The following is a 21,431-nucleotide window of genomic DNA, read 5'->3' on the forward strand; positions in this document are numbered from 1 at the left end:
AGCGGTGTTCCGCGGCACGGTAAGTTGATGGCATGAGTCTTGAAGCGTCCTCCCCCGCCGTCCCGTCGTTTGAATCCCGCGTCCACGGGACACTCCTGGGAGGGGCATTGGGTGATGCCCTTGGCTACGCAGTGGAGTTCGACCGCCTTGATGCCATTCGTGCCCGTTACGGTTCCGCCGGGCTCGCCTCCTTTGACCAGCTCGACGATGTCGGCCAGTTTTCGGACGACACGCAAATGACGCTGTACACAGTGGATGGCCTGGTGGACGCCCTCGAATGGGCCAATGATGGGGTGGCAGCAGATGAGATCGCCTGCCTTTGGCTGGCCTACCTTCGCTGGCTGGCAACCCAAGATGTTGCGGTTTCCCCTTCTGCCCCGGTTCCGCAACCGCGGTGGATAGACGGCCAGGAAGTACTCCGGCGTCGTCGGGCCCCGGGGAACACATGCCTCAGCGGATTGGCTTCAGGAGACATGGGCACTGTGGCCAGGCCAGTCAATCCAGATTCCAAGGGTTGCGGCACGGTCATGCGTTCAGCACCCTTTGGACTCGTGCCCCATATCTCGCGTGAAGCCGTGTACAAACTCAGTTCGGATGCCGCGTCCTTGACTCACGGACACCCGTCAGCGCGGCTGAGCGCTGCTGCCTTCAGCTTGATGATCCAGAATATTGTGGCCGGCAGTGACGTCCGCACCGCAGCTATTGATGCCCTGGATTACGTTAACGGCCTCCCGACCAAGGTTCCCGAATTAGGTGACCGTTTGGAAGCAGCGTTGAGGTTGTCGTCGGAGCCCGCTCCCCTCAGTCCTGAAACGCTGGTAACCGCACTGGGTGAGGGCTGGGTCGCTGAGGAAGCACTCGCCGTCGGGCTCTATGCCGTCCTGGCCACGCAATGCAGTGAGCCGACGGAACACTTCCGCAAAGCTATCGCGGTTGCCATCAACCACAGCGGCGACAGCGATTCCACCGGTTCCATCGCGGGAAACATCCTGGGCGCCTACTATGGCGAAACAGCACTTCCTGCCGAGTGGCTCGGGGCACTGGAAGGCACGGAGGTCATTCGTGGCATGGCGGACCGGTTGCTCGCTGTCACTACAGGGTGATCAGCTGCCCTCCGGACGCGCGTGTTAGTTTCCGCCCACCATTTGCAGGAATTCCCCTTCCGAGACAACCTCGATCTGCTGTCCTTTCGCATGGAGTTCCAAAACCCGCTTCGCCTTTCCTGTAAGCCGTCCAGCGCGCAGGTCTCCGGCCACGAACCCGTCGCCCACCACAAGGACGGTGGTGCGTGCGGTCACCCTGCTTTCTGGTCGTGCACCCATCTCTGCAGCACGGGACTTTGCCTCCGGACGCGTCATGATGAGATCGCCCGTGAAGACCACCGTCTGGCCGAACAGTGGGTGCCCCGGTTCGGCTGTGGGATTCGGCAACGGATTGGGCCCTTCCTCGGGCCACGCCGAGAATGGACGACCCGAACCGTTCAGGGCGCCTTCCAGGGTTTGCTCCGCAAGGCTTCCTGCCTTCTTACCTCTGGACCCCGCCCCTGCGAGAGCGGCAAGGGTGGGCTTGGAGAGGCCATTCATGGGATCGAAGGCAGGTTGCCTGGGCAAGGTGAGGCCCAGCGAAAGATAGAGTTCCGCGATGCTGTTGGCGTTGTTCCGACGGGCGATGTCCACCAGGATTCCTGCACAGGCGCGTGCGTCCTCGGCGGCATCGTGGTGGTTGACCAAGGGTACTCCCGCTTCCTCCGCTGCATACGGCAGGGAGTTGGACACCAATGAGTAGCAGCGGCGGGACAGCATCACCGTGCAAACGTACTCGTAGGCTGGGCCCGCAAGCCCGGAGACTTCCAAACCGGATCGGATAACGCCCAGATCAAAGGCTGCGTTGTGTGCTGCAAGTACGTCGTTGCCGATGAAGGCGCCAATTTCAGGGAAGAGGTCTCCGAATCTGGGACGGCCGGCAACGTCTTCGGCACGGATGCCGTGGATGCGGGTGTTGTGAAACTCGAAGTGGTCATGGTTCTCCGGCGGGCGCATGAGCCAGGAGGCTTCTTCCACCACCACACCGCCGCGGACTTTGCTGAGGCCGACCGAACACGGCGACCCCCTGAAGCCGTTGGCTGTTTCAAAGTCGATCGCCGTAAAGTCCAATGCCACTGGACAAGGTTACAGGCGGAAAGGGTGGGCTCTTGCCGATTTCCGCGGCGGGGCGGCGTTTCCGGGCAGCTTTGTGGCGAGGGTTACGTCACCGCCCGACGACGGCGGTCCAGTAGGCTTGATAGGTGATCTTTACTGCGATGAGCGACTTAGCCGTATCCACTTTCGGGGGCGCGGGACCGGTGCGTCCACCCATGGCCTCGTTCCTGCCGGACTGGCTGAACCCCCAGGTCTTCCTGGCTGATCCAGCCTTGGCGCCGTGGGTCGTGCTGCTGGTTTGCGGCATTGTCTTTGCCGAAACCGGCCTGCTGGTGGGCTTCTTCCTGCCCGGTGATTCCATGCTGTTCACCGCTGGCCTTCTTGTGGCCACAGACACCATCAAGTTCAATGTCTGGGGCTTGGCCGCCCTCATCATCGTTTCTGCGATCATTGGCAACCAGACCGGCTACCTCATTGGTTCAAAGGCCGGTCCCGCAATCTTCAACCGCCCCGACTCCAGGCTGTTCAAGAAAGAAAACGTCGAAAGCGCCCACGCTTTCTTTGAGAAGCATGGTGGCAAGGCCCTGATTTTGGCCCGGTTTGTCCCCATTATCCGTACGTTCGTTCCGGTGATCGTCGGCGTGGCGCAGATGGACAAACGCAAGTTCTTCCTCTTCAACGTCATCGGCGCCACACTCTGGGGCGGCGGCGTCACCTTGCTGGGATACCTCTTGGGTGACCGCATTCCGTGGGTCAGCAGCAACCTGGACATCATCTTCATCGTCATTGTCCTGATCTCGGTTATTCCCATCATCATCGAGGTAACCCGCGGCGTCGTGGCCAAGCGTAAGGCTGCCGCGGAAGGCAGCGATCCCGTGGAGGAATTCATCGAGGAGCACGAAAGCGGAAAGCACCGCGAGAAGTAGGCCTCACCGCACTCAAATGCCATACAGGAGAAGGCACCCCGCAAAGGCGGGGTGCCTTCTCCTGTATGTCTCAAGCCGGGCTTCCAAAAGCCGGTTTCCAGTGTTGGTTGGAATTGTTAGCTGGAATGAACACCCGAGAGTGCAGCAACGATCGCGGGGAGCAAAGCCCGGAACGCCTGGCCGCGATGGCTGATGGCGTTCTTTTCCTCGGATGTCAGCTCCGCGCAACTCCGGTCCATGCCCACGGGCTGGAGCACAGGGTCATACCCGAACCCACCCTCACCCCGCGGCTCGCGCAGCAGAGTACCTTCAAGCTGCCCGTACTCAACCGTTTCGTGCGTAATTCCATCTGCTCCGGGCACTGCCAAGGCGGCCGCGCAGACAAAAGCTGCCCCGCGGAAGGCGTCCGGCACATCGGAGAGTTGAGCGAGCAGCAACCGCAGGTTCGCTGCGTCGTCCCCGTGCTTTCCCGACCACCGGGCTGAGAAGATGCCCGGCGCACCGCCCAGGACATCAACGGAAAGTCCTGAGTCGTCGGCGATGGCCACCAAACCCGTTGCCTCAGCCACGGCACGCGCTTTCAGGAGTGAGTTCTCAGCAAAAGTGACCCCGGTTTCCGCAACGTCCGGTGCACCAACGGCAGCTGCATCCACCACTTGGGTATCGACGTCGAGCCCTGGAACCTGCCCACGAAGCAGCTCACGGAGTTCCTTCAACTTTCCCTGGTTGTGCGTTGCCAGAACGAGCCGCGGAGCACCGGAGGAACCGTCGCCGCTCACGGAGCTTCCGCCAGCGTCTCGCGCTGGATGGCCGCAAGCTGGCCGGTGCCGATCAGGGCGAGGTCCAACAGGGCGTTGAGTTCATCGCGGTCGAACGGAGCGCCCTCAGCGGTGCCCTGGACCTCTACGAACTTGCCGGATCCAGTGACCACCACGTTCATGTCTGTTTCGGCCCGGACATCTTCGACGTACGGCAGGTCCAGCATCGGCACGCCATCGATGATGCCCACCGAAACGGCAGCAATCGTGTCCACCAGCGGCTCAGCATTACGGGCGATGAGCTTGTTTTCACGGGCAAACCGAATCGCTTCGGCAAGCGCCACATAGGCGCCGGTGATGGCCGCGGTGCGGGTACCGCCGTCGGCCTGCAGGACATCGCAGTCAAGGACGATCGTGTTCTCGCCCAGCGCTTTGGTATCGATGATGGAGCGCAGCGAACGGCCAATGAGTCGGGAGATCTCGTGCGTGCGTCCGCCGATCTTGCCCTTCACTGACTCACGATCGGATCGGGTGTTCGTTGCCCGGGGCAGCATGGCGTATTCGGCGGTAACCCAGCCACGGCCCTCGCCCTTGAGCCAGCGTGGAACGCCTTCGGTCAGGGAAGCCGTGCACAGTACCCGGGTGTTTCCGAACTCGATGAGCGCCGAGCCCTCGGCCTGCTTGGACCAGCCGCGGGTAATGCTGATGGGACGCAGTTGATCGGGGGTCCGGCCGTCGGCGCGGATAACGGGTGTGGCTGTAGCTTCAGAAGTCATGGTTCAAGCTTAGCGACGATGGGACAACGCCCGATGCCGTCCATTGGGTGAGGCGTACATGCCACCTCTGGAGGGGGCTAGATCGTGTAATGGACCCCGGCGACGGCAACAGCGACGTCCCCGGGAAACACCGGCTTGGCCTCGGACATGACCTTGGTCTGCGAAGTCCACACCGGAATGTGGGTCAGAAGCAGGCGCTTGGCTCCGGCGTTCATGGCGGCTTCCCCAGCGCGCTTACCGGTCAGGTGCACGTCCTTGATGCCGTCATCGCGGCCTTCCTCGAATGCGGCCTCGCAAAGGAACAAGTCAGCGCCACTGGCTGCATCCTCCAGCCCCTGGCACGAATCAGTGTCCCCCGAATACGTCAGTACCCGGGTTACGGGCGTTCCGTCTTTGCCTGGTTCCGTTGCGGTCACACGCAATGCATATGCCTCTTCCACGGGATGGTTGACGCCGTAGGGCGTCACCGTGAAGGGGCCGACTGTAACGGGCTTCTGTTCGGCCCAATGAGTGAAGTCGAACTCCTCGTGCATGCCTGGATCCAGATCCAGCCCGTAGGCTGTTGCCATCCTGTCCGCAGTTGCTGCCGGCCCCCACACGGGAATCCGGTCCCGCCCCCAACCGCCGGGCTTCCAGCGGACCGCTACGTGGAGGCCACACAAGTCCATGCAATGGTCCGGGTGCAGGTGCGTGAGAAATATGGCGTCGATGTCCTCAAGATCCGTGTAACGCTGGATGGCACCCAACGCTCCGCTCCCAAGGTCCATCACGATCTTCCATTCCCGCTCACCGTCATGCGCAGTCACCAGATAGCACGACGCCGGCGAGCCGGGACCCGGAAACGAACCAGTACAGCCCACGATGGTCAGTTTCACAGGCCACGTCCTGGGATCGCACTGGAATCAGGGGTGACTCCGTTGTCCGGCTGCACGAAGTAGGAGCGGCGCGACAGTCCGCCGCCGCTCCTGGCTGCTTCCAGCATTTCCGGGGTGATGCGCGCCAGGCTTCCGGTGGGGTATTGCGCAGCCACGTGATCAACGTGTTTGACGGACAAGACCTCGGGGCCCAGGAAACGGCGGGCCAACGCTTCAAACTGGACGGCATCGCCCGTCGCGATGAACTCATGGTTGGGGGCACTTGAATCGGTTCGCTGGATACCGTGTGTGGCCAAGGCACGGTAGACGTCCTTTGCAGTTTCCTCCGCACTGGACACCAGGGTCACGTCCTCGCCCATGACAAAAGAGATCACCCCCGTCAAGAGCGGGTAGTGGGTGCATCCGAGCACCACGGTGTCCACACCAGCGTGTCTCAGCGGTTCCAGATACTCATTCGCCGCTGCCAGGAGGTCCGGTCCCGTCGTGATGCCCGCTTCGACGAAGCTCACGAAGGCCGGGCAAGCCACAGAGGTAATGGCAAGATCAGGGGCTGCCGCGAACGTGTCCTCATAGGCGCGCGAGCCAACCGTGGCGGAGGTCCCTATAACGCCGATCCTGCCGGAACGGGTGGCCGCCACCGCTCTACGCACAGCGGGTTGGATGACCTCAATAACGGGGATCCCATACCGCGCTGTATAGCGTTCACGCGCATCCCGGAGAACTGCAGCCGAAGCAGAGTTGCAGGCAATGGTCAGCAGTTTCACACCCGAATCCACGAGCTCGTCCATCACACCCAGGGCGTTGGCCCGGACTTCGGCGATGGGCAGCGGCCCATAGGGCCCATTGGCGGTATCCCCCACGTACAGGATGGATTCGTTGGGGAGCTGATCGATGATGGAGCGGGCTACCGTCAATCCACCCACGCCGGAATCAAAGACACCAATCGGGCGGGATCCCATGAGCTCATTGGGGACCCCCAGGTCACCGGGCGAGGCAACAACCGGGACCCCTGCGGCGCTTGGTGATCCGGCGCCTGTTGAACTGTCGCCCCTTGAACTGCCGCCCGTTGAACTGCCAGATGCTGAAGTCATGATTATTCGAGAATAAGGCTTCCCCTGTGTTGCGGCCATTACCTGTGGCCTCCGCCTCGTGTCTGATGTGTCACATAGGCGTGCCCGGCGGTGGCCCTCCTGATCAGGATTTTGCCTGCCTGGCCGCCATCATCGATTGCACCAGCGACTCCTGGAGCCAGGTGGTGAAGTTGTAGACCAATGCCAGGTAACTCTCCACGTCCTCCGCCTGGCTCCAGTCCTGCATGCTGTGGATATGCTCGGCGTCCGCCTCGTCACGGATGTCCAGGCGTTCCGCCAAAACCAGGCGAACATCGTTCAAGGCCATGGACCAGTGGATTGCGTCCTCCGGGGTCAGTACAAGATCGTCCTTGTCCAGGCCCATCGCTGTGGCCTTCAACGCGCCAATCTTGTTTTCCCGCACCGAGCGTTCGGTCAATTGCCGGAACTCAAGCGAGCCGCCGTCGTCGTCCTTCATGACGTTGGGCAAAAGCCGCAGCAAGGCGCGATCGCTCGGTTGCTTCACGTCCATGTCCAAGCCGATCAAGGCGGCCAGCGGGTCCTCGTTCTCCCTGGCATCGGACTCCAACATCGAGATGACGTCGTCCAGCAGCCCCCGTAAAAGATCCCGTTCGGCAGGCTCGAGGTAGCCGGTGATTCCCTTGAGTCCGTACTTGAATGCCTTAGCCACGCTGGCGGCCGCCCTTCCCGGGTGCTTCGTTTCCGCTTGCAGCTTTTTCGACGGTGGCCCATAGACCGAAGCCGTGCATGGCTACCGCGTGCTGCTCAACCTGCTCCTTGCTGCCGTGCGCAACGATGGAGCGGCCCTTCCTGTGGACCTCCATCATCAGCTTGTGCGCTTTGGACTCGGAGTAGCCGAAGTAACTCTGGAACACATAGCTGACGTAACTCATGAGGTTGACGGGATCATTCCAGATCACCAGGTTCCAGGGGATGTCCGGGGCTGTCAGGACATCGGTGGACGTCTGCTCTACAGCTTCCGTCCGCTCATCAATGTCCGTGCCAAATGCAACGCTAGGGGTCATCTGTCCATTCTATGGCGGCTCGCACTAGAGTGAATTCGTGAGTAGAGCCACGTCTTGGGACCATCCCGCCACTTCCTTGTACACCGACCACTACGAGTTGACGATGCTTCAGGCCGCCCTGCACTCCGGGGCTGCCCATCGCCGTTCAGTGTTTGAAGCGTTCGCCCGGCGCCTGCCTGATGGCCGCCGTTACGGCGTGGTAGGCGGAACCGGACGCCTCCTGGAAGGGATCGCAGACTTCAGCTTCGGCGAAGCCGAACTCGCATTCCTTGAGCAGAACAAGGTGGTCAACCAGGAGACCCTGGACTACCTCGCGAACTACAAATTCAACGGAGACATCTGGGGCTACGCGGAAGGCGATGCGTACTTCCCCAACTCCCCCATCCTCATCGTTGAATCCACTTTTGCCGAAGCCTGCATCCTGGAGACCTACATCCTCTCCGTCCTGAACCACGACAGCGCTATCGCCTCCGCTGCATCAAGGATGACGTCGGCGGCCGGTAGCCGGCCATGCATCGAAATGGGTTCCCGGCGCACCCAGGAAGAATCCGCGACGGCGGCTGCCCGCGCCGCAGTGATCGCCGGCTTCGCCAGCACCTCCAACCTTGAGGCCGGACGACGCTACGGCATCAAAACCGTTGGCACTGCGGCCCACTCCTTCACGCTCCTCCACGACACCGAACGCGAGGCCTTCGAAGCGCAAATCGCCGCATTCGGCCCGGGAACCTCCCTGCTCGTGGACACGTACGACGTCGAGACGGCCGTGCGCACCGCCGTCGAACTCGCAGGGGACAAACTGGGCGCCGTCCGCTTGGACTCGGGCGACCTCATTGCCCAGGCGCAGTGGGTCCGGCAACTCTTGGATGACCTTGGAAACGTGAACACCCGGATAGTAGTTACCTCGGACCTCGACGAATACGCCATAGCCGCCCTCCAGTCCGCCCCGGTGGACTCCTACGGGGTTGGTACGTCCTTGGTGACGGGCTCCGGCGCTCCCACCGCCAGCATGGTGTACAAGCTGGTGAGCAGGACAAACGACGCCGGCGAGTTCATCTCCGTTGCGAAAGCGGCAAAGAACAAGGCCAGCGTGGGTGGACGCAAGTACGCCCTGCGCAAGCTCAACGAACACGGAAGGGCCACGCAGGAGATCGTTGGAATAGGCCGCCGGCCGGAGGACGACGGAAACGACCGTTCGTTGTTGCACCAGTTCATCAAGAATGGTGAACTCCTGCCCGGCTGGACGGGCCCCGAAGGCGTGATCCGCGCCAAAGAACGGCACGCCGCCAGCATGGCCGAATTGCCTGCCGTAGTGAACCGCCTGCAGCGCGGCGAGGCCGCCATCCCCACCATCTACGAGGAGAACTGATGTCCAGGGCCCTGATCATCGTCGATGTCCAGAATGACTTCTGCGAAGGCGGTAGCCTCGCCGTCGAAGGAGGCGCTGCAGTTGCCGGCGCCATCACCGAGTACGTGGATGCAAACCAACAGCATTTCGACCACATCGTGGCCACCCAGGATTGGCACATCGAACCGGGAAGCCATTTCTCCGATGATCCGGACATGGTGGATTCCTGGCCGCCGCACTGCCGGGCCCGGACCAAAGGAGCTGAACTCCACGAAGACCTGGACCCGGAATACATCCAGGCCTACTTCCGTAAAGGACAGTACACGGCGGCCTACTCCGGCTTTGAGGGCGTCCTTGCCCCGGAAGACGACGTCCCTTCCGGGGATCTCAAGGCCGGTGCGGCCGTGTCCGAGGCCGTGGAAGAAGATGCCATCGGGCTCGATGACTGGCTGCAAAGCCACGACGTCGAAGAGGTTGTGGTCGTAGGCATCGCCACGGACTTCTGCGTCAAGGCAACGGCCCTTGACGCAGTGCAGGCCGGATACGCCACTACGGTCATCGCGGAACTCACGGCGGGAATCGCCGAGGACCTCACCGAAACCTTCGCCGAAATGGAAGACGCCGGCGTCGAGGTGGAACGCGCCTGACGCTGGCTACTTTCGGCCGATGAACCAATCCTGCAACTTACGCAACCGCGCCTGAAGTTGTTCCTCGTTCGCCTGGGCTACGGCAGGTCCACCGCATAGTTCACGCAGTTTGGTGTGGATCACTCCGTGCGGTGTACCTGTCCGGGCGGACCAGGCGGCTACGTTCTTGGCCAGTTCGTTGCGCAAGTCCATGAGCATGCGGTGATCGGGTACAGCCGGAGAAGCTGCGGCAGCCAAAGGCGACTGGCGCTTTTTGCGGGATTGCTGTTCGTGCTGCCGCTGACGCAGCAACGTCCCTACCTGCTCGGCGTCGAGAAGCCCGGGAATGCCGAGGAAGTCCAACTCCTCATCAGAGCCGATGTCCGCCCCTGTACCGAATTCACCGCCGTCGAAAAGGACGCGGTCAAAAGAAGCCTGCGAATCGAGAGCTTCGAACTTGCCCTTGGTGAGCTCGTCCGAAGCCTTGTCCTCGCGGTTGGCCTCGGCCATGAGGTTCTCTTCAGGGCTGAAAAGTCCGTCCTCATCCTTTTCCGGGCGGTCAAGGGCGTGGTCGCGTTCGGCTTCCATGGTGTTGGCCAGAACCATCAGGGGTGGCACTGACGGCAGGAAGACCGACGCCGTCTCGCCCCTTTTGCGGGCACGCACAAAACGTCCAACGGCCTGGGCAAAGAACAGCGGCGTAGAGGTGGACGTAGCGTAGACGCCCACCGAGAGGCGAGGAACGTCCACGCCTTCGGACACCATTCGGACGGCGACCATCCACCGCTTATCTCCCGCGGAGAATTCCTCGATCTTGCTGGAAGCCTTCGAGTCGTCAGAAAGAATTACCGTGGGCGATTGCCCGGTGATCTTCTTAAGCTGCCCTGCGTAGGCGCGGGCGTCGTCGTGGTCCGTGGCGATAACCAGTCCACCGGCGTCCGGGACCGTCCGGCGAACTTCGCTAAGGCGTTTATCCGCGGCGGCAAGGACAGCCGGGATCCATTCGCCGGTCGGGTTCAACGCCGTACGCCACGCCTGTGACGTGATGTCCTTGGTGACAGCCGCTTCCCCGAGGGAGGCCGCCATTTCGTCACCTGCACTGGTCCTCCAGCGCATCTGGCCTGAGTAGGCCATGAAAAGCACGGGACGAACCACGTGGTCCCGGAGGGCATTGCCGTAGCCATACGTGTAATCGGCTTTGGAGCGTCGAATGCCGTCGCGGTCCTCGGCGTACTCCACGAACGGGATAGGGGAAGTATCGGAACGGAACGGCGTACCGGTGAGGGAAAGGCGCCTTGCCGCTGGATCAAAGGCCTCGCGCAAGCCATCTCCCCAAGAAAGGGCCTCTCCACCGTGGTGGATTTCGTCCAGGATGACCAGCGTCCGGGCGGCTTCTGTTTTTGCGCGGTGCAGCATTGGCTTGCTCGCCACCTGTGCATATGTCACGGCGACACCAACGAATCCACGGCCATGCTGGCCATCGGAATTCTTGAAGTTGGGATCAATGGCAACGCCCACCCGGGCAGCGGCGTCGGCCCACTGCCGCTTCAGGTGATCCGTGGGCGCCACGATAGTGATCCTGTTAACAACGCCGCTGTCCAGCAGCGTGGTGGCGATCCGCAAGGCAAAGGTAGTCTTACCGGCTCCAGGCGTAGCCACGGCCAGGAAATCCTTTGGATGCCTGGCCATGTAGAGGTCCAGGGCTTCCTGCTGCCAGGCACGCAGCTTGGGGGCTGTGCCCCATGCGGCGCGTTCAGGGTACGCGGGAGGCAGGGATGGACCACCAAATAATGTCTCTGTCATGCGGACTCCCCCGGCCTGATGGCAGCGAAAATTAGCCCCGGTTCTCCGGGCACGCGGCAACGGACCGCATTGCGGTCACTACGGGAAGGGGCCTGTGTTCTTTCCCTACCCACTACTTGGAGTTGCCCGGGCCGCTGTCTCCACCGTCATTGCCGGGACGGAGGCCCTCATAGATCTCCTTGCACTCCGGGCAGACCGGGAACTTCTGGGGATCGCGCCCCGGCGTCCAGACTTTGCCGCAGAGGGCAATGACGGGCTCGCCGGTCATGGCCGACTCCATGATCTTTTCCTTGCGGACATAGTGGGCGAACCGCTCGCGGTCGCCGGGCTCCACTTCCTGGCGCGTTTCCTCGCGCTCAATGGTGGATGTGGACGTTCCGGCTCCGGAAAGCTCGCGCATGGGGTCGTTTTCGAATGGATCCGGAGGAAGCGTAGTCATGGCATCCATCCTACCGTCTACAGACCCTGCCACTCCGGCTTGTTGTCATAGGTGTGGCGATAGTAATCGGCCAATTTCAGCGACGACGCTGCGGCTTCGTCCACCAATATTGTGGCGTGAGGATGCATCTGGAGGACGGATGCAGCGCAAATCGCGGCTACCGGGCCCTCGACGAAATCACGCACTGCCTGGGCTTTTTGTGCACCTGTAGCCACCAGGATGACGTGGCGGGCATCCATGATGGTGCCCAACCCCTGGGTGACTACATGGTGCGGGACGTCGTCGATGCTGTTGAAAAAGCGGGCGTTGTCCTTGCGTGTCTGCTCGATCAGGGTTTTGATCCGGGTGCGGGACGCCAGCGATGAGCCGGGTTCATTGAATCCAATGTGGCCGTCCGTGCCCACGCCCAGAATCTGGAGGTCCACGCCGCCGGCATCCTTAATTGCATCCTCGTAGGCCTGGCAGGCTGCTTCCAGATCCTCGGCGGCACCGTCCGGGCCGTGCACGTTCTCAGGCTTGATATTCACCCGGTTGGTAAACTCGCGCCGGATCACCTCGCGGTAGGACTCCGGATGACCGGCCTCAAGACCGACATATTCATCCAAGGCAAATCCATGTGCCTCGCTGAAGTCCACGCTCCCGGCTTCGTAGCGCCGGGCCAATTCGTCGTAGATCGGCAGCGGAGACGAGCCCGTGGCCAAGCCCAGGACCGCGTTCGGCTTGCGGCGCACAAGGGCTTCGATGGCATCTGCCGCCAGTGCGCCAATCTGTTTGGTGCCAGGGAGAATGACAACTTCCATCGTCACTGCCTTTCTTGTGTAAAAACGCGCGGTATTGAGACGAGGTTATCCCATGTCCCATGAGCTTGCCATGGTTGTTACGGGGTTAGCGGTTCACACTGAGCTGGGCGAACATCTCCGGGCCCCGTGCATCCAGCCACTTACCGCCCAGGCGCACTCCGCCAATGAACAGAGCCAGGCCCACAAGTGGGCCCACCCCAAGGTTAATCCAGCCGGGCACGATGCTGCCGGTAAACAGCTGGGCTCCCATCAACGCAAGCTGCGGGAGGAGCAAAAGAACCAGGGCCCCCATGCCTATCATCTGCACGGCCAGTGTCTGGGCAACATTCCCCGGCGGTTTCTTGAACGGGCTGTCACCGGGCAAAGGCACGGCAATGTTGTACCGTGCGGAGATCACCGAGGACAACCCCAAGCCAGTGAACAACGTACCCAGCGACAGGCCGATCAGGTTCGGAGCCCACACCCAGGAACCAGTAAAGAAGAACGGACCTATGGAAAAGAGAAGCACAAGAGGCAGGGAAATGGTCAGGCAGGCGATGGCACGCCCCAGGCGGTCATCCACGCCCCTGACACCAGATGCCAGGTGGAGGGCAAAAGCAGTGTTGTCATAGGAAACATCAGCGCAGATGGACCACGCCATGACAAACGCCGTCAGCGGTCCAAGAAGCATAAGCATGCCGTAATCGCCGCTTTGGCTCCCGCTGAAGAAGAAGATCACAGGGAACAGTGGAACCACCACTAACGAGCCCGCGTAACGAGGATCTTTCATCCAATAGATCAAGGCGCGCGCAGCAACCGCGCCAGCCGGGGTTCCGGGCAAGACATCGAACAGACCACGCTTACCGCCCTTCTTGGCCGAACCTCCGGCGTACGGCGGCGTCACCAAAGCATGTTGCAGCAATACGTGCCAGCAAAGCAGCAATCCGGAAACAGTTGCCACAGCAATGAGGAGTTTCAATCCGGCAGAAACAACGTCTCCAGCCTCAAGGTCACCACCCAGGGACCAGGCCGCGCCAAGAGGGGTCCAAGAGACTGTACGCGCAAGCGCAGGGAGATAATCCGCCGTGCCTCGAACGCCGTCGACGATACCCACGACGATGGGACCCATCAGCATGAGCGGGATGAAAAAGACGAGACTGCTGACGTCCTTGAAACGGCGGGACGACGCCAGGCCGGCAGTCGCCGTCGTCACTACTTTGGACAACACGATGCAGGTCAGGGCCCCCAAAATCGCGCCCAGCAACGCACCCGCCACCGCTGGAAAACTGCGCCACCAGGTGCCCACTGTGGCAAGCGCGGTAAGTCCTGTGGCGAGGCCCGGGATCCCGATGAAACCCGCCAAGGCAAGGCCGGTGAGAAGCTGGCCGGGTGGGATCGCAGACGTGGTGAACCGGGAGGGATCCAGCGTCATGTCTGCTGCGGATGCAAGAAGGGGAACCACTGCCCAGCCAAGCAGGGCCGCGGCACCACCCAACACCACCACGGTATGGGCGATTTCAGCGTCCGCCCAACGCAGGGCAATCAAGGCTCCAATCAACAGGACCAGGATTCCCAGCGCGTACAACAACCCGATGCCCATGCCAATGAGCTGCGCAGGGCTGCGCTTGAAGCCATTGAGGAGCAACCGCCATTTAAGGCTCAGAAGGTGCGCAACCACTCCAGCCCCTCCGTCCGGTGCCCGCCGCCTACCAATTGCACAAAACGTTCCTCCAGCGTGGAACCGTTCCGGACTTCATCCACGGACCCCGCTGCGAGGACGCGTCCTGCTGCCACAACTGCCACATGGCTGCACATGCGCTGCACGAGGTCCATGACGTGGCTGGAGACGATGACCGTACCTCCGGAAGATACATAGCTCTCAAGGATGCCCCTGATATTGGCCGCCGATACAGGGTCCACCGATTCAAAGGGCTCATCCAATACCAGGAGCCGGGGAGCATGGATCAACGCCGAAGCCAGCGCAATCTTCTTGGTCATACCTGCCGAATAGTCAACCACCAAGGATCCGGCATCGGCTTCAAGGTCCAAGGCGGCCAATAGTTCGGTTACCCGGGGGCGGACCACGTCCCGGTCCATGCCACGGAGCAGGCCCGCGTAAGTGACCAGCTGTTCCCCTGTCAGCCGGTCAAACAACCGGACACCATCCGGCAAGACGCCCATAAGCTTCTTGGCTTCCAGCGGCCGGGCCCAAACATCCACCCCGTGGACCAACGCCGTGCCAAAGTCCGGCCGCAGCAGCCCAGTGGCCATCGACAACGTGGTGGTCTTGCCCGCACCGTTCGGGCCCACCATTCCATAGAAAGAACCCACCGGAACCTCCAGGCTCACGCCATCGACGGCGATCTTTCCACCGAACCTCTTGGCCAGGCCGCGGATGGAGAGAGCCGATACCGGCAGGTCCGTGTGCGGCTCTGCCGACAGCCCGGGTTCAACCGCAGATTCTAGCGGTGCCGACTGGCCTATGTGGGATGGCTGGGAGAATGGTTCATGGCGCGGTTCCGTCATGGCTCCAGCCTAGCCCCGGCTTCCAGTGGTGCAGGGACGTGCTAGAAGCCGTGGCGGGGTATGGCTCTCTGGTACTGCGGAACCCAGGAAATTTCGTGGCCGAGCTCATAAGCAGCCCTGAGCCACCAGTGCGGATCGCGTAGCGCTGCCCGGGCCATGAAGACCGCATCCGCACGTCCATTCGCCACGATATCTTCGGCCTGGGTGGCACTTGTGAGCAGGCCCACCGCACCGGTGAGTACACCGGCGTCGCGTTTTACCTGCTCGGCGAACCCTGCTTGGTAACCGGGAGCCGGCTTGATTTGTTGATGGGCGACCGCCCCGCCGCTGGAGACGTCCACGAGGTCGACACCGCGTTCGGACGCGGCCTTGGCCAGGCGGACAGAGGCATCAACATCCACTCCCCCTTCAGCCCAATCAGTTGCGGAAATCCGCAACAACAGTGGCATGGAATCCGGAATGACCCCCCTCACGGCGTCCACGACCGCGAGCATCAACCGGTTCCGCCCATTCTCCGTGCCACCCCACTTGTCTGTACGCGTGTTGATAAGGGGGCTTTGGAACTGGTGAAGCAGATACCCATGTGCGCCGTGGATTTCCACAGTGTCAAAACCTACGGCCACAGCCCGGGCGGCCGCAGCCGCAAAGTCGGCAATGACTCCATGGATGTCTTCTTCGCTCATGGCTTCCGGCGCTGCATAACCGTCGTAGGGCTGTTGGGCAGGACCAAAGGTGACCCAGCCGCCGTCGGATGCTGGAACGGAACCGGTCCGGTCCGAAAACGGCCAGTAAGTCGACGCCTTTCGCCCGGCGTGTGCGAGCTGGGCACCGATTTTGCAGTCGACGGCGCCGTGCTGGTGAACGAAGTGGACAATCCGCTCCCAGCCAGCTGCCTGCTCATCGGAGTACAGTCCAGCGTCCCTGGGGCTGATCCGCCCGGAGGCATTCACGGCAGCAGCTTCACTCAGGATCAATGCAGCACCACCGGCGGCAAAGGATCCGAGGTGCATCAAGTGCCAGTCGTTGGGTACGCCTTCACCCGTTTCCGGGGTGCAACTGTACTGGCACATGGGTGAAACCCACCCACGATGCGCAATGCGGAGCGAACGGAGCTGCAGGGGCGTAAACAGTGCCGAGGGCACTAGAACAGAACCCTCGCAAGTCCTTGACGGGCTTTGGCCACCCGCTCATCCGATGTGCCCACTACCTCGAAAAGTTCAAGCAGGCGTAGACGTGCGGTCTCGCGCTCCGGACCGAAGTTCCGACCGATGAATGCAATGATGCGGTTGAATCCATCCTCGATGTGCCCACCGGAGATGTCGAGGTCGGCTACGCCCAACTGGGCCTGCACATTATCGGGCTCCTGTGCGGCCAATTGGCGGAGGTTTTCAGCTTCGGCAGCTGAGATCGTCTCAAGCCGGGCCATCAGCTCCACCTGCGCCAAGCCTGCCTTGGCGTCGGCGTCGGCGGGCATTTCCAACAGTGCTTGCTTATAGGCTGCCGCCGCTCCGGCGTAGTCTCCAGCCTCGATGGCATCAATCGCGGCCTGGTGGAGCGGAGGCAGCGGTGCTGGTTCGGCCTCGCCCTCCTGCGCAGCGTCACCGATGCTGCCCGTAACGCCATTGGCAGCCGCTACCTTGAGCAGTTCATCAACAAGGCTGCGGATCTGCTCGTCATCGGCAGGACCCTGGAAAAGCGGAACCGGCTGGCCTTTGACGACGGCAACAGCCGTGGGTACTGCCTGGACCTGGAAAGCCTGTGCGAGTTGAGGGAACGCATCAACGTCAGCAGCAGCAAGGACCAAGCGTCCGCCGTAGCTTTCAACGACGCGCTGCACGGCGTCCAGAACAGCGGGAGATTCGGCCGCGTAGCGTGACCAGAGAAGGAAGAGGACAGGAATCTGGGCGGATAGCTGTACCAGATCCTGGAAATTGGTTTCGGTTGCGTCTACGCGAAGGGACGCACGTCCCGATTCAGCTCCGCCTGGTCCACCGGAGTCCGGCGTACCGGAATCGGCAGCTCCGCTTGCGGGCGGTGCCTGGGGTGGGGCGGGCGGCCGGCGCAACGACGAGAGGTCGACGGCGCCGCGCAGGTTGAGCTGGCTGGCAGCGGCTGGAGTGGGTCGGTATCCGGGCGAACTCATACCGTCCACTCTAGCCGCTGCCAAGGCATGCCCTACTTGAAGCTGGCGCCCACGAGTCCGCGGGTAGCAGCTACGAGCTTCATGGGATCGGCAGAACCCGCCGGCGGAATGTACACCGCCACCGATTCGGCGAAGTTCAGGACCATACCGGTGGTTGTCTCCTTGCCGCCGGCGAAAACAGCGGAGTCGTCCTCAAGAATGAGTTTGTCCCCTGCCGCTTTCGGCGTTCCTTCAAAAGCGAAGTCCAAGCGACCCACTACAAGGGCGCCTCCATCTGCCGTGCGCAGAACAACAGTCTGGTTGTTCACCGGTGTATGGGAGAACTTGAAGTTGGCACTGGTTCCGTTCTTCACGGTGTCCGCCTGGTAAGCAAGGGCGCCGGCGATGTAGGGCGAGGACTGACCGTCAGCCAACTTGCTCCTGTTGGGCGAATCGGGGGTAGTCAGCATCTCCCCGAGGATTCCGAGGGCTTCGTTACCGCTGTATGCCAGGCCGGTCTTGTCATCGGCGGCGGCGGGGGCGGTTCCATCGCGGGGAACGGGGAACGACGGGAAGTTGGTGCCCGGTTGCAGCGGAGCGCTGCCCCAGAGCTTGTAGTTTTCCCGCGGTGAGAGCTGCACCAGTGTCAGGACCTGGGGCACGACGTTGCCATCGCCCTGGGTCAGGGCAAAGACCGTACGCGGCCAGTCGCGCTTGGTACTGATCACGCTGCTCTGGAGCTTGGTGGCACGAACCGGCATGCGGGGCTCGTAGGCGGAAACCGTCGAACGGATCTTGTAGTTCTGGGTGCGGACCTGAAGTTCCATTTTGTCCACGCGCGGCGCAAGCTTGGCAGCGTCCTTGGCGGCGTCGGCTGCGTCAACAGTGCTGGCAACCTGCTCAAGGATTCGCTGCAGCTGCGATTCGAGCATCACAGGTGCTGCCTTGCCTTCCGCGGAGGCGGAAGAAGAAGAGCTGGAAGTGTCCGTCGCTCCGGGTGTGGACGTGGCCTGGGCTGCTACCGCCGTACCACCCACGAGGGCGGCAGCGAGCGCTGCAGCCACAGCACTAATGCGCAGGCTCGGACCTTCTGCACCGGCACCCCGGCGGCCCTCGGTCTTACCTGGCGGCGTCTGGACCGGAAGCGTGGTGGTTTCCCCACCACCATGCGGTCCGCCGAAGCCGTCTCCGTTGCGGTGCCCGTCGCCCTTGCGGCGGTTGTTGATGGCCTTGGTTATGAACGGCAAGGCCGCTCCGGCAAGAATGATGATGATGCCGAGCACGATGAGCGGAACGGCCCACGGCGTGGTTGCGTTGTTCGGGAAGGTCATGGAGATCGACGACGGCGCAGGCTTGGTTCCGTCGCTGGCGACCAGGAGTGACCACTCGCCTCCTGCAGGCGGGTTCCAGGTGTAGTCCAGGTCTCCGCTGGCGTCTTCCGTGTTAACCCAGAGGTCCGAGCCAACGGGAGAAGGGGCTGTTGCCTCGCCATCCGTGGAGGCTACTTCCAAGGACTTCTGGTCCTGGGAGACACCAGTCAGGGTGTTGTGGGCCGTTTTGCCCACCCAGGCGTCGACGTCGTCCGGGCGGCCCGTAGCGACGATGAAGTTGCCTTCACCCTGGATCTTGATCTTCACCGGCCCGTCATGGAGGGCGATCAACTTTTGGTCGATCACGGTCAGCGGGGCAGCTTTTGTGTCACTGGGAACCGAGGCCGTCACGGTCTCGGCGGGGGCCCAGAAGGTTAGCTGGCCAATGCCGGCCAGCATCGTCAGCAGGCCCAGCAGCACCAGCAAGGCTGCAGTCTTCAAACGCACAGGATCACCTATCATCAGCGGTCGTTGAACTTCAAGGGTAACCGTTTTGTTATCAAAGAGTCAGATCGGCCCATCCCGCCGAGGACGCCTGGTTCCCTGCAATGGCGCCGCTAAGGCCGGATTCCGGGCTCCTGATAGTGTGGCGATGATCATGATATCCGGGCGACCAACGCCTGTAATCGCAGCGTCACCACCGCATTTAGCTAATAACGTAGACAATAAGTACAAACAACGTAGAAAAGGCAGCAGAACCGCGTGAAAGACCACTTGGAGCCCCGTCCCATCGATGAGTCAGGGTCAACTGTGGTGGACGCCCCTGCGGATGGGACCTCCGCTACTGTTCCGGTCCGCACCGGACGCCTGGCCGCAATAGCCCGCAAGCTGAGGCAACCCATCCCGGGTGCCCGCACCCGGGTCCGGTTCGAGATGCCTCCCGAAGACGAGGCCGTTGCCGTTGCGGAAGGCATCAAGGCCGACGAGGACAACGATTTCGGTGCCCCTGGTCCCCGCATGTCATCCCAGCACCCGTTGTATGTGGGCTTCATGGGCACTGCCGGGGTCGGCGTGGCCCTGCTGGTCTTTTATATCGCAAGCAATACCACCCAGCTGATCCTTTGGATCGTTGCCGCGCTCTTCATCGCCCTCGGGCTGGATCCGGTAGTCCGATGGCTTGAGACCCGAAAGGTCCCGCGCCCTGGCGGCATCCTGATATCTGTCTCTGTCCTGGTCCTTGCGGTTGCCGGGTTCTTTGCAACGTTGATTCCCACCATCGTGGAACAGGTTTCCGAGATCGTCCGGCAGGCGCCGGATTGGATACGGGGCTTCCTCGACTCGGATTTCTTCCGCACCGTGGACAGCCAGTTCGGCATTCGCGACCGCATTACTACCGAACTGGATAAGTTCGTCAAGGATCCCGAAGCCATGGGTGGCATCTTCGGCGGCGTGGTGGGCTTCGGTTCCACTGTGGCCAACGGATTGTTCGGCACGCTGATTGTCCTGGTGCTTAGCCTGTACTTCCTGGCCGCCCTGCCGTCCATGAAGAAATGGGCCTACCGCCTGGCGCCGAGGTCGCGCCGCCCCCGCGTCGAGGCACTTTCGGAAGCGATTACCGACTCAGTAGGCAACTACGTGATCGGCCAGGCCTGTGTCGCCCTGTTGAACGCATTCTTTGCCTTCATCGTCATGAGCATCCTGGGCATTCCCTTCAGCGTCCTGCTTGCCTTCGTCGTGGCGCTCTTGGCCTTCATCCCGCTGGTGGGCGGCCTGATCGCCGCAGTCGTCGTTATCCTCGTGGCCCTCACAGCCGGCTGGCAAACGGCCGTTATCTATGCGATCGCCTACTTTGCCTACCTGCAGTTCGAGGCCTATTTCATCTCTCCGCGCATCATGCAGCGGGCAGTGGCCGTTCCGGGCGCAGTGGCCGTGATCTCAGTGATCGCCGGGGGAAGCCTGCTGGGTGTCCTGGGTGCATTGATTGCCATTCCGACAGCGGCGGCCATCATGCTGCTGATCAAGGAAGTCTTCATCATGCGCCAAGACAGGCACTGACTTTCCCTGTCTACTCATGACGCGTTGGCGACCGGGCCCGCCCACTCACGTGGCAGACCGTCCACGCCGGCACCTGCCGGAGTGACGTCGTCGACGATTTCGTCCAGGACACGCGCTGCGTACTTCTCCCCCACCCACAGGTGCTTGGCACCGTCGACGCCCACCAGCCGGGCCTGCGGTATCAGGCTGAAGCGTTGGGCTGCCTCCGCGGGCCGAAGGTAATCGTCGTGTTCCGGAACCAACACGGTCAGCGGCTTGCCGGAGGCTGCCCACTCCTTGAGGTGCACGTCCGTTGCCCGGTGGAGTGGAGGAGACAGGAGGACCGCGCCCTCGATCTGCGAGGCCACAGGTTCAACTGCGCCGTACATCAGTGCCAGTTCCGTCCCGAACGACCAACCCACCAACCACCGGTTCGGCAGGCCGCGCTCAACGGCGAAACGGACAGCTGCTTCGACGTCGTAGCGTTCACCGATGCCCTCTTCAAACTGGCCCTGGCTGGTGCCGCGCGGCGAGTGTGTACCGCGGGTATTGAACCTCAGGACCGCCACACCTGCCAACGCCGGCAGCCTATAGGAAGCCTTGCGGTAGACATGGGAGTCCATGAAGCCGCCATGGGTCGGCAGCGGATGGAGGGTGATCAACGTTGCGGTGATCTCCCCGGACTCCGGCACTGCGAGCTCGCCCAGCAGGAGTTTTCCATCATCGGTGGTGAATTCCACATTCTCCCGACGCGCGGGAAGGACGGTGGAGGCCCTGATCGCCGAGGGAACATCCTGCGCAGTGAAAACGAACGAGGCGGGGTCGAAAGTCATGCCTCCAAGCCTAAGGGAACCAGCG

General features: G+C 62.1%; 21 protein-coding genes. 5 read left to right on the top strand and 16 right to left on the bottom strand.

The features are described from left to right. The first annotated feature begins 32 nt into the window (after positions 1-32). Positions 33-1,103, top strand: a complete 1,071-nt coding sequence (locus tag LDN90_RS16240) for an ADP-ribosylglycohydrolase family protein (RefSeq protein WP_223946360.1) — start codon at positions 33-35, stop codon at positions 1,101-1,103. Between the two features lie 24 nt (positions 1,104-1,127). Here LDN90_RS16240 and LDN90_RS16245 read toward each other — a convergent pair whose 3' ends face one another. Then, a complete protein-coding gene (locus tag LDN90_RS16245) occupies positions 1,128-2,159 on the bottom strand; it encodes an exonuclease domain-containing protein (protein ID WP_223946361.1) in 1,032 nt (343 codons plus the stop codon). 140 nt (positions 2,160-2,299) lie between these two features. Between LDN90_RS16245 and LDN90_RS16250 the strand changes: the two genes are divergently transcribed. Further along, positions 2,300-3,064, top strand: a complete 765-nt coding sequence (locus LDN90_RS16250; protein WP_223949311.1) for a VTT domain-containing protein — start codon at positions 2,300-2,302, stop codon at positions 3,062-3,064. Between the two features lie 116 nt (positions 3,065-3,180). Here LDN90_RS16250 and rdgB read toward each other — a convergent pair whose 3' ends face one another. The 6 genes from rdgB to clpS all read right to left on the bottom strand — a co-directional run bounded on the left by rdgB (position 3,181) and on the right by clpS (position 7,589). After that, entirely contained in the window at positions 3,181-3,843 is a 663-nt protein-coding gene (gene rdgB, locus LDN90_RS16255; protein WP_216923930.1) for an RdgB/HAM1 family non-canonical purine NTP pyrophosphatase, read from the bottom strand. Next, on the bottom strand, positions 3,840-4,598 hold the full coding sequence (rph, locus tag LDN90_RS16260) for a ribonuclease PH (protein WP_254186194.1): 759 nt from the start codon (positions 4,596-4,598) through the stop codon (positions 3,840-3,842). Before rph ends, rdgB begins: the two co-directional genes overlap by 4 nt. Before the next feature lie 77 nt (positions 4,599-4,675). Next, positions 4,676-5,473, bottom strand: coding sequence for an MBL fold metallo-hydrolase (locus LDN90_RS16265; RefSeq protein ID WP_223946362.1), 798 nt, complete (start codon positions 5,471-5,473; stop codon positions 4,676-4,678). Beyond that, positions 5,470-6,603 (bottom strand): glutamate racemase, encoded by a 1,134-nt coding sequence (gene murI / locus LDN90_RS16270; RefSeq protein WP_223946363.1) that lies wholly within the window; start codon positions 6,601-6,603, stop codon positions 5,470-5,472. The genes LDN90_RS16265 and murI overlap by 4 nt, the downstream gene beginning before the upstream one ends. A gap of 64 nt (positions 6,604-6,667) precedes the next feature. Beyond that, positions 6,668-7,234 carry a DUF2017 domain-containing protein gene (locus LDN90_RS16275; protein ID WP_223946364.1) on the bottom strand — a complete coding sequence of 189 codons (567 nt, stop codon included), beginning with the start codon at positions 7,232-7,234 and terminating at the stop codon, positions 6,668-6,670. Beyond that, the gene (gene clpS, locus LDN90_RS16280; RefSeq protein ID WP_216923934.1) at positions 7,227-7,589 is read right to left on the bottom strand and encodes an ATP-dependent Clp protease adapter ClpS; all 363 of its coding nucleotides are present in this window, start codon (positions 7,587-7,589) and stop codon (positions 7,227-7,229) included. Before clpS ends, LDN90_RS16275 begins: the two co-directional genes overlap by 8 nt. 37 nt (positions 7,590-7,626) lie before the next feature. Between clpS and LDN90_RS16285 the strand changes: the two genes are divergently transcribed. Beyond that, positions 7,627-8,955 (top strand): nicotinate phosphoribosyltransferase, encoded by a 1,329-nt coding sequence (locus tag LDN90_RS16285; RefSeq protein ID WP_216923935.1) that lies wholly within the window; start codon positions 7,627-7,629, stop codon positions 8,953-8,955. Continuing rightward, positions 8,955-9,581: an isochorismatase family protein gene (locus LDN90_RS16290; protein ID WP_223946365.1), complete on the top strand. Its 627-nt coding sequence runs from the start codon at positions 8,955-8,957 to the stop codon at positions 9,579-9,581. Before LDN90_RS16285 ends, LDN90_RS16290 begins: the two co-directional genes overlap by 1 nt. 6 nt (positions 9,582-9,587) lie before the next feature. Here LDN90_RS16290 and LDN90_RS16295 read toward each other — a convergent pair whose 3' ends face one another. The 8 genes from LDN90_RS16295 to LDN90_RS16330 form a co-directional block, all read right to left on the bottom strand. Then, positions 9,588-11,363: a DEAD/DEAH box helicase gene (locus LDN90_RS16295; RefSeq protein ID WP_223946366.1), complete on the bottom strand. Its 1,776-nt coding sequence runs from the start codon at positions 11,361-11,363 to the stop codon at positions 9,588-9,590. 112 nt (positions 11,364-11,475) lie between these two features. Further along, the gene (locus tag LDN90_RS16300; protein WP_216923938.1) at positions 11,476-11,811 is read right to left on the bottom strand and encodes a DUF3039 domain-containing protein; all 336 of its coding nucleotides are present in this window, start codon (positions 11,809-11,811) and stop codon (positions 11,476-11,478) included. An 8-nt stretch (positions 11,812-11,819) separates the two neighbouring features. After that, a complete protein-coding gene (gene nagB, locus LDN90_RS16305; protein WP_216923939.1) occupies positions 11,820-12,602 on the bottom strand; it encodes a glucosamine-6-phosphate deaminase in 783 nt (260 codons plus the stop codon). Positions 12,603-12,687: 85 nt separating this feature from the next. Then, on the bottom strand, positions 12,688-14,259 hold the full coding sequence (locus LDN90_RS16310) for a transporter (RefSeq protein WP_216923940.1): 1,572 nt from the start codon (positions 14,257-14,259) through the stop codon (positions 12,688-12,690). After that, positions 14,241-15,107: an ABC transporter ATP-binding protein gene (locus LDN90_RS16315; protein WP_223946367.1), complete on the bottom strand. Its 867-nt coding sequence runs from the start codon at positions 15,105-15,107 to the stop codon at positions 14,241-14,243. Before LDN90_RS16315 ends, LDN90_RS16310 begins: the two co-directional genes overlap by 19 nt. Positions 15,108-15,148: 41 nt before the next feature. After that, positions 15,149-16,249, bottom strand: coding sequence for an NADH:flavin oxidoreductase/NADH oxidase (locus tag LDN90_RS16320; RefSeq protein WP_223946368.1), 1,101 nt, complete (start codon positions 16,247-16,249; stop codon positions 15,149-15,151). Beyond that, the gene (locus LDN90_RS16325; RefSeq protein WP_223946369.1) at positions 16,249-17,250 is read right to left on the bottom strand and encodes a tetratricopeptide repeat protein; all 1,002 of its coding nucleotides are present in this window, start codon (positions 17,248-17,250) and stop codon (positions 16,249-16,251) included. The genes LDN90_RS16320 and LDN90_RS16325 overlap by 1 nt, the downstream gene beginning before the upstream one ends. A gap of 32 nt (positions 17,251-17,282) precedes the next feature. Next, entirely contained in the window at positions 17,283-19,061 is a 1,779-nt protein-coding gene (locus LDN90_RS16330; protein ID WP_216923943.1) for a hypothetical protein, read from the bottom strand. Positions 19,062-19,301: 240 nt separating this feature from the next. On the opposite strand from LDN90_RS16330, the gene LDN90_RS16335 reads away from it, so the two are divergent. Further along, on the top strand, positions 19,302-20,594 hold the full coding sequence (locus LDN90_RS16335; protein WP_216923944.1) for an AI-2E family transporter: 1,293 nt from the start codon (positions 19,302-19,304) through the stop codon (positions 20,592-20,594). 14 nt (positions 20,595-20,608) lie between these two features. On the opposite strand, the gene LDN90_RS16340 is transcribed toward LDN90_RS16335, so the two are convergent. Further along, positions 20,609-21,406, bottom strand: a complete 798-nt coding sequence (locus tag LDN90_RS16340) for an alpha/beta fold hydrolase (RefSeq protein WP_223946370.1) — start codon at positions 21,404-21,406, stop codon at positions 20,609-20,611. Positions 21,407-21,431: the final 25 nt, after the last annotated feature.

The sequence above is a fragment of the Arthrobacter sp. NtRootA1 genome, from assembly GCF_019976975.1.
Taxonomy (GTDB): domain Bacteria; phylum Actinomycetota; class Actinomycetes; order Actinomycetales; family Micrococcaceae; genus Arthrobacter; species Arthrobacter aromaticivorans.

Bases quoted from the DNA above. Each gene is read 5' to 3' on its own strand.
- LDN90_RS16300 (WP_216923938.1), bottom strand. From the start codon at position 11,811: ATGGATGCCATGACTACGCTTCCTCCGGATCCATTCGAAAACGACCCC.
- LDN90_RS16325 (WP_223946369.1), bottom strand. From the start codon at position 17,250: ATGAGTTCGCCCGGATACCGACCCACTCCAGCCGCTGCCAGCCAGCTC.
- LDN90_RS16330 (WP_216923943.1), bottom strand. From the start codon at position 19,061: ATGATAGGTGATCCTGTGCGTTTGAAGACTGCAGCCTTGCTGGTGCTG.
- LDN90_RS16240 (WP_223946360.1), top strand. From the start codon at position 33: ATGAGTCTTGAAGCGTCCTCCCCCGCCGTCCCGTCGTTTGAATCCCGC.
- murI (WP_223946363.1), bottom strand. From the start codon at position 6,603: ATGGCCGCAACACAGGGGAAGCCTTATTCTCGAATAATCATGACTTCA.
- LDN90_RS16295 (WP_223946366.1), bottom strand. From the start codon at position 11,363: ATGACAGAGACATTATTTGGTGGTCCATCCCTGCCTCCCGCGTACCCT.
- clpS (WP_216923934.1), bottom strand. From the start codon at position 7,589: ATGACCCCTAGCGTTGCATTTGGCACGGACATTGATGAGCGGACGGAA.
- LDN90_RS16250 (WP_223949311.1), top strand. From the start codon at position 2,300: ATGAGCGACTTAGCCGTATCCACTTTCGGGGGCGCGGGACCGGTGCGT.
- LDN90_RS16290 (WP_223946365.1), top strand. From the start codon at position 8,955: ATGTCCAGGGCCCTGATCATCGTCGATGTCCAGAATGACTTCTGCGAA.
- LDN90_RS16340 (WP_223946370.1), bottom strand. From the start codon at position 21,406: ATGACTTTCGACCCCGCCTCGTTCGTTTTCACTGCGCAGGATGTTCCC.
- LDN90_RS16315 (WP_223946367.1), bottom strand. From the start codon at position 15,107: ATGACGGAACCGCGCCATGAACCATTCTCCCAGCCATCCCACATAGGC.
- nagB (WP_216923939.1), bottom strand. From the start codon at position 12,602: ATGGAAGTTGTCATTCTCCCTGGCACCAAACAGATTGGCGCACTGGCG.
- rph (WP_254186194.1), bottom strand. From the start codon at position 4,598: ATGACTTCTGAAGCTACAGCCACACCCGTTATCCGCGCCGACGGCCGG.